Raw genomic sequence first — 14,341 nt, 5'->3', positions numbered from 1 at the left:
GCACGCGACCTCGGCAAAGCCGTTGCGAGCGCGCATCATGTAACTATGGAACCTGAACCAGTGCGGGTGCGGGTGATCCTGTTGTTCGGCGATCGGGCGCAGGTGCAGACACCCTGGCATCCGACACATTCGCCCATGTGGATACCGGCTGCCGATATCGCCGAACAGGCCGGGCTGCCGCAGAACGAATTACCAGGACGGGAGTTCTGGGCCTCCGGTGATGAGCACGGGCTGACCGGTTTTCGGCTGGTCTTCGATCCACGGCTCTGACACGCATCGGAGGATATGCGTGAGAGTTGCGGACATCAGCGCACGATGACTTGCGTTGGCAGCGAGGCGAATCCACGGAGTGTCGAGCTGACATGGTCGACCGTAGTCGACCATGGGCTAATTCGGCACGATGTCGTACTTCAGCAGTACGAAGCCGGTGGGCACGGTGGCACTCATCGAGATGCGATCCCCGGACCAGGTACCGGCCAGTGCGGCATCGCCGTCGGCGCAATCAGCGCCTTCCGCAGTGAGCATCGGAAGCGGGTGGATGCGGTGGCGGTCGTCGCCGTGCCGGACCGTCGCCTTGTCCACATAGGTGCGTTTGTCATGATTGAGGATGTAGCGGCCGATGAAGCCGTTTTGCGGTGCGACCAGCGGGGCGACGGAGGCGGCCTTGTCGTACAGGCTGGTCTGCTCCCCCACCTGCGGTCCGGCCCACACCACCCGCGTCGGCACCGTCAGGAGGCGCTCCACACCCTGGACGAAGTCGTCGCCGATCCAGGCGCGTCTCAGGAATCGGATCTTTGGTTCCAGATACCCGATCAGCTTGTGGTCGGCGTCCAGGAAGACGGCTCTGCAGAACTGCCCCACGGGGGTGATTTCCTCTCTGGGATAACGGCTTTCGGACAATCTAGCCTGCGCGCACCGTTGCGGCTCGGCGGGTGGTTACAGTCGAGTTACCGGCATGTTCAGGTCTGGCTCGAGATCACCCGCAACGGCTGCTTCGATGCGCGAGTTAGGCTCCGACGATGCGATACGCCATTTCGGTTCCGCAGCTCATTCCCGACGGATCGTTCCAACCGGAAAATCTGCGGGCCTACCTCGATCGAGCCGAAGCGCTCGGCTTCGAGAGCGCATGGACGACCGAGCAACTGCTCGGATCCGCGCCCAATCTGAGTCCGATCGAGTTGTTGACCTTCGCGGCCGCATGCAATGAGCGGTTGCGCTTCGGATGCGCGGTGTTCGTGACGCCGCTGCACAATCCGGTGCACCTCGCCAAACGCATCAGCACGCTGGACCAGCTCACCCGCGGCCGGCTCGAGATCGGTGTCGGGATCGGCGGACGCAACCGGATGTTCTCCGCCTTCGATGTCGACCCCGCCGACAATCTGGTGACCCGCTTCAACGAGGGCCTGCGCGTCATGAAGGCACTGTGGACCCAGCCGCGGATCGATATCGACGGCGAGTTCTGGCAGCTGACCGGCGCCGCCATGGAGCCGAAACCATTCCAGAAGCCTTATCCGCCACTGTGGTTCGGCGGCAGCACACCCGCGGCTTTGCGGCGGGCGGTTCGGCACGGCAACGGATTCTTCGGTGCCGGTTCGAGTACGACGGCCAAATTCGCCGAACAGGTCCGGTACGTGCGCGAGGCGCTGGCCGAAAACTCCGGCGACCCATCGGATTTCCGCATCGCCAAACGTGTCTACATCGCGGTCGACGACGACCCGGCGCGGGCCGAACAGCGCATGGCAACCGCCCTTTCCGACTTCTACGGCGAATTCGGAAAAACCCTGCTGCCCGTCGCCGTACACGGCACGCCTGAGGACTGCATCCAGGGCCTACGCGAGGTGGCCTACGCCGGGGCCGAAATGATCCTGATCAACCCGCTGTTCGACGAGGCCGCTCAAATGGAGCGCATCGCCGCGGAGGTGCTGCCGCACGTCGACTGAGCGGTGCGGCAACGCCAGGGCGCTCGACAGCCCGCACGCACTCGACCTACCCGCGCCGCCACTGACACATCTCGCCGACGTCGACGATCTCTATCTGATGGCGAGCGTCTGCCGGTTGGCGGCGAAATTCCGAGCTGGTGTCAGCGCGGGTCCCGGGCTTCGGCGGGCTCGTAGCCGAGGCGGACGTCGTGGGTTACCTCGCCGCCGGCGACTGTTACTCGGGTGGTGACGGGTGGGTAGCCGCGCGCTATCACGGTGTAGTGGCCTTCGGGGAGGTCGGTTACCAGGTAGCGGCCGTTGGCGTCGGTTCGGGCACTGGCGGTGAGGTCGCCGGATGCGTCCAGGACGGTGATCTGGATGTCCGGGACAGCTCGCTCGCCGTCGGCCAAGGCGGATCCGGCCAGCACGGCCATCGATGCCATATCGATGTCGTGATGTAGGAGACCGCTGTCGGGGATGGTGAGGGTGGTGGCGCAGGGCCGCATATGTTCGGCGACGGCCACCAGGGTGTAGGTGCCCGAGACGACGCCATGGCAGACATACGCGCCGTCGCCCGCGGTGATGGCCGCGCCGACGACGTCACCGTGGATATCGGTCAGTGTGACGGTGGCACCCGGCAGCGGAGTACCGCGACCGGCCGAACGGACCACACCGGACAATTCGCCGGAGCCGGTGAGGGTCAGGTCGAGCAGCTGTGGGCGCTGTCCGATGGCCACGCTGACCGCCTCTGGCCGATGTCCGGTCGCCGATGCGATCAAGACGTAGTTGCCCGCGGTCGGCGCCTCGATCCGGTAGCCGCCGTCGGCATCCCCGGTCGCGCGCGAAACCTGGTGTCCCCGTTGGTCGATCAAGGTCAGCACGGTGCCGGGCACCGGTCTGCCGTCCTCGCGTCCGACCCGGCCGCCGATCGATGCACCTTCGTATTCGAGGCTCGAATGCGACTGCGGCACAACGGCGGCCACATACACACCATTGCCGTCGTGATCCACCGAAATTCGGCCGACCGCACCCGCCAGCACCGGTTCGGGTTCGGAGAGCACCTCGGCGGCACCCTCCCAAACCTGCGCCTCATCCCAATCGGACTCGGCCTTCAGAGTCACCTGCTCTACAGCGGGGACCGGATTGTCCTGCAGCGGAATCTCTTTCATGAACATCAGCACCAGGCACGCCAGCAGTGCCACCCCCGCGGCGGCATAGAAGACGCCGTGCATCGCATCGGTGAACCCGATCAGAATGGGCACTCTCAGCTCGTCGGGCAGCGCCGCGATTCCGCTGGTATTGCTCTGCATGGTGCTCAACTGCGCGGCATCGAAGCCGGCGGGCAGCGCACCACCGAATGCGTCGATGATCCGGTGCGGCAACAGGTTGAACAGGATGGTCAGGAATACCGCGACACCGAGGGTGCCGCCCATCTGCCGGAAGAAGGTCGCCGAAGCGGTCGACACACCCATATCCGAACGCGGACCGGCATTCTGCGCCGCGATGATCAAGGTCTGCATGCAGCAACCGAGCCCGAATCCGATGACGCCGCCGTAGACCAGCGGCTGCCATAGCGGACTGTCGTAATGCACTTGCCCGTAGAGCGCCGCGCCGACCGCGATGATGAATGTCCCGATCACCGGCAGGATCTTGTAGCGCCCGGTCAATTTGGTGGTCAATCCGGCCAGCTGCGAGCCGAACATGATCCCGAGCACCAGCGGGAGCATCAGCAGACCCGATTTGGTCGGCGAATATCCGCGCACCACCTGGAAGTACTGCGGCACCATGACGATCGCGCCGAACATCGCGATCCCGACAATGAATCCGCCCGCGATGGTCACGCTGAAGGTCGAATTCTTGAACAGCCGCAGGGGAATCAGCGCCGCATCCTTCATCAGGAATTCGACGAGCACGAACAGCAGCAGCCCGCCCGCACCGATCCCGTAGCAGATGAGCGCGCGCTGCGAGCTCCACCCCCAATCCCGGCCCTGTTCGGCGACGATCAGCAGCGGCACCACGCAGGTCGTCAACGCGACCGCGCCGAACCAATCGATGCGGTGATCCTGGCGCTGATGCGGGGCATTGAGCACCTTGGCGACCACGCCGAGCGCGAGCACACCGATCGGCACGTTGACCAGGAACACCCAGCGCCAACCCTCGAGACCCCAGAGCTGGTCGTAGTTCGAGAAGAAACCGCCGAGCACCGGCCCGAGCACCGTCGCGGTACCGAAGACCATCATGAAATAGCCCTGGTAACGCACCCGCTCCCGGGCGGGCACGATATCGCCGATGATGGTGAACGCCAAGGACATCAACCCACCCGCACCTAGCCCCTGGAAGGCGCGGAATCCGGCGAGTTCGTACATCGAGGTGGCGAAGGTGCAGGCCACCGAACCGATGACGAACAGTCCGATCGCGGTGAGGTAGAACGGCTTTCGGCCGTAGATATCGGCCAGTTTGCCGTACAGCGGGGTGGTGATCGTCGCGGTGATCAGATATGCCGTGGTCGCCCAGGCCTGTTCGTCGAATCCGTCCAGGCTGTTGGCGATCCGCACGATGGCGACGCTCACGATGTTCTGATCCAGCGCGGCGAGGAACATGCCGAGCAGCAGTCCCGACAGGATGGTCAGGATCTGCCGGTGCGACAGTGACGTACCCTCACCGGCATCCAGGTCCGGCGACTTTGCCGGGGCCTGGGTGGTCGAATTCGTCATAATTTGAGCCCTAGTTCTGATCGGCTATCCGTGGTGGAAGTGTCTCGAAACCTGAGTCGAGCCGGTCGAGCAGTTGGCACACTGCGCCACAAGCGATCTGCCCCCACACGCCGATCACCCGTAACTAGTTGCGCTCGCTAATATACATACGGCCGCGCAGGACGAAACGGCCTGGTCGGATCATCCCGACATCCAATGCCTCAGCGGCCGAGCGCATACTCGGCGCAAGGATTTTCAATAGGGACTGAACTGGTCGCGCCAGCGCGGATTCAGTTCGTCGGCAAGGAGTTCGGGGGCCGAGATCCTGTTCGGGTTGCCGTCGGAGGTGTAGCGCTGGTCCGGATGCTGGTCGAGGCGGTCGAGCCAGTAGCCGGAGGCGAAGTCGACCTCAGCCTTCCCCGACCGGATGCGCGGCACGCCAGCGGGATCCACCTGGCCGAATGGAGAGGGTGCGGGTTCGGCGCCGACCAGCAGCACGGCCTCGAAGGTGTAAGGAGTGCCGTCCCAGCTTCCCGCTGTGGCGAGTGCACGATCGGTCGGGAAGATGCCGAGCGGCAAGGCCATCGTGCGCACGCGATTGCCGGGGGCCGCAGCCGCGATCGCGCGCAGGTTCTCGACCAGCTCACGCTGCACTCCGGTGCTGTCCAAACGACCGAGGTTGGCGTGGCTCGCGGTGTGCGCGCCGATTTCATATCCGTGGGCGGCCAGCCAGGGCAGTGCGCGCGCGTCACCGGCGAACGGCTCGTTATTGACGTAGAACGTTGCGGTGGGCCGGAAGTCCGGATTGCGCGCGCCGAACTCCTCGAGGATCCCGATCGCGGTACCCGGGGCCACCTTTGCGTCCTGGGTGAATCCGAGTTGGGTGATGGTGGAGTCGTCGAAGGTGAGCACCACCGGGTGGGTGCCGGCGGGGATGTCGATATGGCCGGAGATGTAATCGGCGACGGTCACCGGTCGGTAGTTCTCGCGGTACAACCGCTCGAGTTCGGCGTGGAACTTCTCCGGAGTCTGGTCGTATTCGCCGACCGGAGTCGGTGTCACCTGGTGGTACATCAGGATGGGGACGAGCCCGAGTTCGTTGGCTCCCACCGCAATCGGATCGGGCGCCGGTGTGGCCACCGGAACCTTTTCGATGGCCGCCGGTACCGGAGTCGGCGCTGCACCACATGCGGTAGCCGCTGCGAATATCAAGGCCGACAGGACAACCCGAGTTCCGATAGCCGAGCACCGCACCACCGATCGAACGGTACGCGGTCGCACGGAATCTCGGTTGCGAATCGGCATAACCACGCCCGGTGGAGCTGTCCGAGGTAGATAGTTAGGCAATAGCGACAGATGAAAGTTGGTGTGCGCGTTGGATAAATTGGTCCGGGTTACCGGGCGATGGCGGCTCGCGGCAATAGCGGTTATCGGAGTTTTATCAATACTCATCGCATCCGTGATCATCGGCGCCAATCGGTCCGAGCCCGCGGGTTTGGCGCTGGCCGGATTGCCGGACGGAGTCGTCGGTGCCGGCACGCTGACCGGTCTGGCTTTGCGTGTGGACGCCCACGGCCACAACCCGAACGATATGCGGCTCGAACTCGACGGCAAGGCGGTGAACGGCACGGTCGAAGGCGATTCGGTGGTGTACCGGCCCGGACCGCTCACCGATGGCGACCACAAGTTCACCGCCGAGATACCACGCGGGGGCATACTCGGCCTGTTCAGCGCCGGTCCGGGGGTTACCGCGACCTTCACCGTGGATACCGAGGCGCCGAAACTCGAGGTGACCCAGCCGGGTACGGCCGGATCATATCGTCAGCCGATCACGTTGCGCGGCAAGGAATCCGGTGCGGTGCACGTTTCCGTCGGCGCGCAGTCGGTCACCCCCGCCGCGGACGGCACGTTCGAGATCACACTGCCGCGCACACCGGTGGGCGGTGCGGTGACCGCGGTCGATGCGGCAGGAAATAAGGCGACGCAGGCGATTACGACCTCGGTCGATATGCCCCGGGTCAAGGCTGTGCATATCACGGCGTACGGATGGGCATACGAGGGTTTACGCGAGCCCATTCTGGATATGGCCCGCGAGGGGCGCATCGACACCGTTCAGCTCGATATCAAGGATGAGGACGGGGTTATCGGCTACGACTCGCAAGTGCCGCTGGCACGGCAGGCGGGTGCGGCCACCAATATCTACGATGTGCGCGTCGCACTGCGACAATTGCACGAGATGAATCTGCGGGTGGTCGGGCGAATCGTGGCCTTCCGCGATCCGACCATGGCCGAATGGGCGTGGCACGGAGGACATCCGGACTGGGTCATCCAGAATCCCTCCGGTCAGCCGTATGCCAGCAAGTACGGTGCGATCGCTTTCACCAACTTCGCCGATCCCGAAATCCGCAAGTACAACATCGATCTCGCGACCGAGGCGGCCGAGCTCGGCTTCGACGGAATAATGTACGACTATGTCCGGCGACCGGATGGTGCGCTGTCGCAGATGCAGTTTCCGGGGCTGACCGTCACGCCCAGTGAATCCATCGCCGAGTTCCTGCACGAGAGCCGGGATCCGGTACGCGACAAAGGCGCGAATCTCGGTGCCGCCGTGTTCGGCATCGCGGCGACGCGCCCGGATGAGATCGCGCAGGACATTCCGGCGATCGCCCGGTATGTCGACTATGTGGCCCCGATGCTCTACCCGTCGCATTGGAATGCCGGTGAATACGGTGTCGCGAACCCCAATGCCCAGCCGTACGACATTATTCTCCGATCGCTGGCCGACTTCTTCGAGCAGACCAAAGGTTCCGGCGCGAAAGTCATTCCGTGGCTACAGGATTTCAGCCTGGGGGTGAACTACGGCGATGCCGAGGTCAAGGCGCAGATCGATGCCGCGGCGGCTGCGGGAACGAACAGCTTCTTCCTCTGGAATGCGGCATCGCGGTATCACTCCTGGGCCGTCGTGCCCGGTTGATCCCTACTGGTCTGCGTGGCAGGTGACGTCGGCGGCGGGCAGGGTGCCGTCGGCGTAGTAGGTATTGATCGCATTGTTGACGCAGGCGCTCAGGTCGGGACGGAAGGTCATGTGGATGCGAATGTCCTGCAGTGTGACCATGCGGGATTCGGATAGGTGCTGATGTAGTCGGGCACCGTGGGTATACGGGGTTCGGGCGTCACCGGTCGCCTGCAGGATGAGGGCGGGAACCGAATTCCGCACGGTGGTGGCGGGTTCGACGGGTCGGGGCCAGAATGCGCAGGGCTGGATATTGTTGGCCAGCGGACCGAATATCGGCTGCATGGCACGGCTGGCTTCGATATTGCTCGCGTACCACGCCGGATCTGTCGGCGCCGCGGCATCACCGCAGGCGATCTGGGCCAGGACGGAGTTCTCCTCGGATCGCAAGGCCTGCAAGACGATTTGCAGACGTGGTGCCCGCGCCGCCACAGGCGGGCCACCCACCGCATCGGCGATCTCACGCAAGGTTTCGGCCAGCGCTTGGTTACGCCGGAAATCGGTCACCATGTTGTGCAATAGAAATGGCAGCCAGTGATCGTCGATCGGGAAGTCGTCGATCACGACCGGTTGCCGTGCCGCCGCGGCGAGCAGCTCCGTCAGCGATGCACGAACTCCGGTCGGGGTCGAACCGAAGTGATACGTATCATCCTGTCCCGCAGCCCAATTCGACCATTCGTCGATCGCCCGCTCATCCGACTGACCCCAATCCTGGACGAGCCCGGTCCAATACCGATCCGGATCGATGGCGCTGTCGAACACCATCCGGTCGCTGCGTTCCGGAAACATCTGGGTGAATACCGCACCGAGGTAGGTGCCGTAGGAAACGCCGTAATAGCTGAGCTTCGGCTCGCCCAGCGCCACTCGGATGACATCCATATCGCGAGCGGTGTTGCGGGTGGTGAGCTGACGCACCTTCACCGGATCATCGGCCAGACAACCCTCGGCCATATCCGCCGCCAGCGCGGTTTCCCGCGTGAAGCCCTGCGAAGTCAGACCCGCCGAATGGATCATTTCGCCCACCGGCCATCCGCAGCGCGGCGTGCGTCCGGAGTCGCCTACACCACGCGGATCCATGCCGATCAGATCTAAACGGGCCCGCACCTGCTGGGTGAGCACGTCACCGAGCAGATCCACGGTGTCCAGACCCGATGCGCCGGGACCACCCGGATTGGCCAGCAGGACGCCGTGGCGCTGATCCGGATCGGTGGCCCGGACCCGGGATATCGCGATCTTCAGCTTGCGACCGTAGGGCCGCAGATAATCGAGCGGCACCAGCACATCCGCGCATTCGGCCCCGGCCTTGTCCAGATTCTCGATACCGCAGGCGTGCCAGTGCAGTCGCTGGTGATAGAACCGGTACGCCGGATCGACCTGTGCCCCGGGCACGGTGATCAGCGCCGCCCCGACCGCTACCAACACCAACCACCGCAAAAGCCTCGCCGACAACCCACACGCCTCTCACCGCCAAATCCCGCAACTTCGTACCACAGCTCGCCACAGGGCACCCTTGCCACAATTGGTGGTGCCACCGATACTCCAAGGGGGCCGCGCCACCGCACGGTTCCGCATCGAGGGGAGGAATCAATGCTTCGAAACCAATTGAATTCACTACGGACAGTGGAGGATTCGCTCGCCTACGGCCAGCCGTACGAAACTTCCGACGGCACCACGATCATCACCGTCGCCAGGACGGGCGGTCTGCTGCGCACCGCTCGTCCGGTGGGTGCGTTCGTGGTCCATGACGGCGAGGTCAGCTGGACGCCGGCGGTCGATGCGACCCGGATCGCGCTGATGGGTGAATTGATCGGTCTGCTGGCGGCGGTCATCGCCACGCTCGCGGTGCTGCGCAGGCCACCGTGGCCGGATCTATCACGGGTGGTGGCAATCGGACGGGACTCGCGACACACTTGATCCCGTGAATCGCATGCCACTCGGACATATCGACCGGGGCGGTCCGCCGTGACCGCACTCGCACGCGGGGAAAATCGCCCCGCGCCCGGCGACCGGATGATCGTGACCGTCACCTGCGCAGCGCCGGTCGATGTGTCGGCGCTGCTACTCGGCGCCGACGGGCGGGTCCGCTCCGATGCCGACTTCGTCTTCTTCAATCAGCCGGCCGGCCCCGGTGTCACCTATCGGCACGGCCGCGGTGCCGGCGATATGGTCGATGTGCAGACCTCCGCACTACCCGCCGATGTCGACAAGGTGGTGGTCACGGCCAGCCTCGACGGCAGCGGGCCGCCGACCTTCGCGGGCGCGAGTTCGCTGACCGCGACGATCGGATCCGACTCCGGAACGCTGACCTTCCCGATGACCGGCCTGAGCACCGAGACGGCCGTGGTGTGCGTGGAGATCTACCGGCGCGGCGGTGCGTGGAAGGTGCGCGCGGTCGGGCAGGGCTACGACAACGGACTGGCCGGAATCGCGACGGCGTTCGGTGTGAATATCGACGACGAACCCGAAGCAGCGCCTCCCGCTGCGGTCCCGCCGCAATACCAGGCCCAGCCGCAGGCTCCGGCGACGCCGCAATACCCAGCCCAGCCGCAGTACCAGCCGCAGGCTCCCGTTCCGCCCGCCTATCCTCCGGCCGGCGCCGTGCCGCCGCCCCCACCGATTGCACCACAGCAAGGAGCGCTGCCGATGCAGAGCGAACTGTTCAATCCGAGCCACGCCGAGGTCAACGGCATCGGCATCCAGAAGCAGGGCGGCAAGATGATCAAGGTCGCCGTCAACGGCGAGACCATGGCGCGGGCCGGCTCGATGGTCGCCTATCAGGGCGACCTGCATTTCAAGGCGCTCGGTTCGGGCGGTATCGGCCGTGCGATCCAGCAGCGGCTCACCGGCGAGGGGGTGCCGCTGATGCAGGTGTCCGGTCGCGGCGATCTTTTCCTCGCCGATGCCGCCGCCGACGTGCACACCGTCGATCTCGACGGCACCGATGGGCTCACGATCAACGGCTCGAATGTCCTCGCCTTCGATACCTCGCTGTCCTACAACATCCAAAGGGTCCAGGGCGCAGCCGGTTTCGCCAGTAACGCCGGCTTCTTCAACTGCGTGTTCACCGGACGCGGTCGCATCGCCATCACCACCCACGGCTCGCCCGTCGTCCTCAATGTCGACCAGCCCACCTACGCCGACCCACAGGCCGCGGTGGCCTGGTCGTCGAGCCTGTCCACCGGCATCAAGCGCAACGACTCCTTCGGCCTCGGACGTCTCATCGGCCGCAGCACCGGCGAGGGTCTGACGCTGTCGTTCTCCGGACGCGGCTTCGTCATCGTGCAGCCGTCGGAACTGCCGCCGGGCGGTTTCATCGGCGGCACCGGTGGTGGTCAGGAGGCCGGACAAAGCGGCGGCGTGCTCGGCGGCTTGTTCGGATAACCGTCCCGCGCTGGAACCGGCTGGGCCACAGCCGGTTCCAGCGGCACCGGATCAGTTCAACAGACCGCGCCGGACCAGGAGCGGTTCGATTTCGGGGGCGCGGCCGCGGAAGGATTCGAAGGCCTCGAGCGGGTCGACCGAACCGCCGCGCGAGAGCAGTTCGCGGCGGAAGGCCTCGCCCTTTTCCCGGATGGACGCGTCGCCCTCGTCGAACCACTCGACGGTGTCCGCGTCCAGCACCTCGCTCCAGATGTAGGAGTAGTAGCCCGCCGCGTATCCGCCGGAGAAGATGTGGGCGAAGTAGCCGGTCCGGTAGCGCGGCGGAATCGCGTCGAGGGCCAGGCCCGCCTTGCGCAGAGCTTCTTCCTCGAACGCCTCGGCATCGGTGTCGGCCAGCGCCTCGGGGGCGGGCACGCGATGCCACGCCCAGTCCAGCAGTGTCGCGCCGAGGTATTCGACGGTTTTGAAGCCCGTACCGAAACGCTCGGCCTCCGCCATCCGCTCGACCAGTTCGGTGGGCATCGGCGCACCGGTCTCGATATGCCTGGCGTAGTTGGCGAGTACCTCCGGTCGCGACATCCACATCTCGTTCACCTGGGACGGGAATTCGACGAAATCCCGTGGCACTTCGGTCCCGGAGAAGAACGGGTACATCACATCCGAGAACAATCCGTGCAGCGCGTGCCCGAACTCGTGGAAGAGCGTGCGCACGTTGTCCCAGGTGAGCAGTGCGGGTTCGCCCGCGGGCGGCTTCACGATATTGAGGTTGTTGACCACCACCGGCCGCTTCCCCAAAAGCCGTGACTGGCTGACCAATTCGTTCATCCACGCCCCGCCACGCTTCGACGGTCGCGCGAAGAAGTCACCGAGGAACAGTCCGAGCGCACTGCCGTCCGCGTCGAATACCTCGAAGATCCGCACCTCCGGGTGGTATCCGACCAGATCCTTCCGCTCCTGGAAGGTGATCCCGTACACCTGCTCGGCGGCGTAGAAGACACCGTCGCGTAACACCCGTTCGAGTTCGAAATAGGGGCGCAACGCTTCCGCGTCCACCGAAAACCGTTCGGCCCGAACCCTTTCCGACCAGAACTGCCAATCCCACGAGCGCAGCTCCTGCCCACCCATGGCCTGCGCCAACTCGGCCGCCTCGCGTTCCGCATTGGCCACCGCGGGTGCGACCAATCGCCCGAGCATTTCCTCCACCGCCGCAGCGGTCTTCGCGGTCTGATCCTCGACCGCGTACGCCGCATGATCGGAATAGCCCAGCAGTGCGGCCCGTTCCGCTCGCAATCCGGCGATCCGCACGGCGAGCGCGCCGTTGTCACCCGACCCGCGCCCGAGCGAGGCCGCCATTACCCGCTGCCGCACGTCCCGGTCGGCCAGTTCCGCCAGTACGGGCTGATTCGAAACGTTCTGCAGCCGAAGCGCCCACGCGCCGTCGCGCCCCAACTCCCGAGCGTTCTCCGCGGCCGCTGCCACGGCCGCCTGCCCCAGCCCCGCCAATTCCGCCGCCGACTCGACGACCACCGTCGCACCATTCGTCGCCGCCAAAATGTTCTGCCCGAATTCCGTTGCCGCCGTGGCGAGTTCCGCATTCAACTCCCGCAACCGCGCCTGCCCGGCCGCATCCAGCCGAGCCCCGGCCCGCACGAACCGAATATGATATTGCTCCAGCAGTCGCGCTTCCTCGGGATCCGATCCCAGTTCGTTTCGGCGGCCGTAGAGTGCCTCGACCCGTGCAAAGAGCTCAGGATCCAAGTAGATCGCGTCCCGATGCGCCGCCAGCTTCGGCGATACCTCGGCCTCGATCGCATCGGTGGTCTCGCTGGAATCGGAGCTCGTGATATTGAAGAACACATTCGCGACCCGAGTCAGGACCGCCCCCGAACGCTCCAAAGCCGCAATGGTATTCCCAAAACTCGGCTCCTCCCCGCTCGAGGTGATGGCGGCCACCTCTGCCAGTTGTTCCGCCATCCCTCGCTCGAACGCAGGCAAATAGTGCTCCGTACCGATCTCGGTGAACGGAGGAAGCTCATACGGCAGCGCACTTGGTTCGAAGAACGGGTTGCTGGTCATAGGTGAACCCTATGCGGCAATCGCGCTCCCATGACAGCAAAATCACTGCCGAGATCCACAGCGCTGACGACGGCGGCACCACGCCGTGCACCGCGATCGGTAATGTCGAGCGGGTGAGTGGCTGGATGCGGCGAAAGTTCTACAGAGTCGGGCGATTCGATCGGGCGGTCGGCAGCGCGGTCGCCGAATTACCGGCCTCCCTGGTGGACAACAGCCTGCTGCGGGTCACCAAGAGCGCCGATTTCAGCGCGCTGTGGCTGGTCTGCGCGGCACTGCTCGCCACCCGCCAGGGCACACCACGGCGGGCCGCGCTGCGTGGGGTCGTCTCCGTCGGGGGCGCGAGCCTGGCCGTCAACCTCGGACTCAAGACGCTCATTGCCCGGCGCCGACCGGCCGCCGAACTTTTGCCCGCATACCGGCGGCTGACGCCGGCCCCGAAGTCTTCCTCCTTCCCCTCCGGGCACAGCGCCTGCGCGGCGGCATTCGCCACCGCGGTCGCACTCGAAAGTCCGCGCACCGCACTGGTTGTCGCCCCGCTGGCGGCCACCGTCGCCTACTCGCGGGTGCACACCGGCGTGCACTGGAGCTCCGATGTGCTCGTCGGGGCGGCCGTAGGTTCCGGTATCGCATTGGCCACCCGACGCTGGTGGCCGGTGCGTGAATCGGACGAGGCACAGGCCAGGCTGGTCCGTGCGGCGCCCGCACTGGCGGAGGGCAAGGGACTTCTGGTGTTGGTGAATCCGGTTTCCGGCGATCCGAACTACGATCCCACCGCCGATATCAGCGCGGCCCTGCCCGCCGCCACCGTCCTGCGCACCGAACCCAACCTGGATGCCGCCGAACAACTCGAGCGGGCACTCGCCGAACACGCCGGGCCGGTGCTGGCGTTGGGCATCGCCGGTGGCGACGGCACCGTGGCGGCCGTTGCCGCGGTGGCGCTGCGGCACGAGTTGCCGCTGGCTGTCATCCCCACCGGCACGCTCAACCATTTCGCGCGTGATCTCGGCGTCTACGATTTGCGCGAGGTGATCGATGCGACCGGCACCGGCGAGGCGGTCGCTGTCGATATCGCGCGCGTCGAATACGGTGACGAAACCGGTTCGCACACCAGGCATTTGATCAATACCGCCAGCATCGGCGCCTATCCGGACCTGGTGCGGCTGCGTGAGCAGTGGCAGGCGCGCTGGGGCAAATGGCCCGCCTTCGCGGCCGCGCTGGTAGTCACCCTGCGCCGGGCCGAACCGATCGAGATCTATCTC

Annotated in this window: 11 protein-coding genes; 6 read left to right on the top strand and 5 right to left on the bottom strand. The window is 65.4% G+C overall.

Features of this window, described 5'->3' with window-relative positions; all coding sequences use genetic code 11:
- Positions 1 to 45 precede the first annotated feature (45 nt).
- A complete protein-coding gene (locus tag ON44_RS41785) occupies positions 46 to 270 on the top strand; it encodes a hypothetical protein (RefSeq protein ID WP_040700490.1) in 225 nt (74 codons plus the stop codon).
- Positions 271 to 387: 117 nt separating this feature from the next.
- Here the strand turns inward: ON44_RS41785 and ON44_RS41780 are convergent, their stop codons facing one another.
- Positions 388 to 861 carry a hypothetical protein gene (locus ON44_RS41780; RefSeq protein WP_040700489.1) on the bottom strand — a complete coding sequence of 158 codons (474 nt, stop codon included), beginning with the start codon at positions 859 to 861 and terminating at the stop codon, positions 388 to 390.
- 158 nt (positions 862 to 1,019) lie between these two features.
- Between ON44_RS41780 and ON44_RS41775 the strand changes: the two genes are divergently transcribed.
- The gene (locus ON44_RS41775) at positions 1,020 to 1,940 is read left to right on the top strand and encodes an LLM class flavin-dependent oxidoreductase (RefSeq protein ID WP_040700488.1); all 921 of its coding nucleotides are present in this window, start codon (positions 1,020 to 1,022) and stop codon (positions 1,938 to 1,940) included.
- A gap of 140 nt (positions 1,941 to 2,080) precedes the next feature.
- Here the strand turns inward: ON44_RS41775 and ON44_RS41770 are convergent, their stop codons facing one another.
- Complete coding sequence (locus tag ON44_RS41770; protein WP_040700487.1) at positions 2,081 to 4,633, bottom strand: MFS transporter; 2,553 nt, start codon at positions 4,631 to 4,633, stop codon at positions 2,081 to 2,083.
- A 234-nt stretch (positions 4,634 to 4,867) separates the two neighbouring features.
- Positions 4,868 to 5,752, bottom strand: coding sequence for a polysaccharide deacetylase family protein (locus tag ON44_RS41765; RefSeq protein ID WP_245567542.1), 885 nt, complete (start codon positions 5,750 to 5,752; stop codon positions 4,868 to 4,870).
- Between the two features lie 319 nt (positions 5,753 to 6,071).
- On the opposite strand from ON44_RS41765, the gene ON44_RS41760 reads away from it, so the two are divergent.
- Entirely contained in the window at positions 6,072 to 7,586 is a 1,515-nt protein-coding gene (locus ON44_RS41760) for a putative glycoside hydrolase (protein WP_040700485.1), read from the top strand.
- 3 nt (positions 7,587 to 7,589) lie between these two features.
- Here the strand turns inward: ON44_RS41760 and ON44_RS41755 are convergent, their stop codons facing one another.
- Positions 7,590 to 9,047, bottom strand: a complete 1,458-nt coding sequence (locus tag ON44_RS41755) for an alpha/beta fold hydrolase (RefSeq protein ID WP_051183232.1) — start codon at positions 9,045 to 9,047, stop codon at positions 7,590 to 7,592.
- Positions 9,048 to 9,212: 165 nt separating this feature from the next.
- Here ON44_RS41755 and ON44_RS41750 point away from each other — a divergent pair, with 165 nt between their 5' ends.
- Positions 9,213 to 9,539 (top strand): hypothetical protein, encoded by a 327-nt coding sequence (locus ON44_RS41750; protein ID WP_040700483.1) that lies wholly within the window; start codon positions 9,213 to 9,215, stop codon positions 9,537 to 9,539.
- Between the two features lie 48 nt (positions 9,540 to 9,587).
- Positions 9,588 to 11,006, top strand: coding sequence for an AIM24 family protein (locus ON44_RS41745; RefSeq protein WP_040700481.1), 1,419 nt, complete (start codon positions 9,588 to 9,590; stop codon positions 11,004 to 11,006).
- A gap of 51 nt (positions 11,007 to 11,057) precedes the next feature.
- Here ON44_RS41745 and ON44_RS41740 read toward each other — a convergent pair whose 3' ends face one another.
- Positions 11,058 to 13,082 (bottom strand): M3 family metallopeptidase, encoded by a 2,025-nt coding sequence (locus tag ON44_RS41740; RefSeq protein ID WP_040700479.1) that lies wholly within the window; start codon positions 13,080 to 13,082, stop codon positions 11,058 to 11,060.
- Positions 13,083 to 13,093: 11 nt separating this feature from the next.
- On the opposite strand from ON44_RS41740, the gene ON44_RS41735 reads away from it, so the two are divergent.
- Positions 13,094 to 14,341, top strand: a 1,248-nt coding sequence (locus ON44_RS41735) for a bifunctional phosphatase PAP2/diacylglycerol kinase family protein (RefSeq protein ID WP_051183230.1), incomplete at its 3' end; no start/stop codon positions are given.

Source organism: Nocardia vinacea NBRC 16497, from assembly GCF_000308835.1.
Lineage (GTDB): Bacteria > Actinomycetota > Actinomycetes > Mycobacteriales > Mycobacteriaceae > Nocardia > Nocardia vinacea.
The sequence above is the reverse complement of the archived record's forward strand: the minus strand, read 5'-3'. Positions and strand labels throughout refer to the sequence as shown.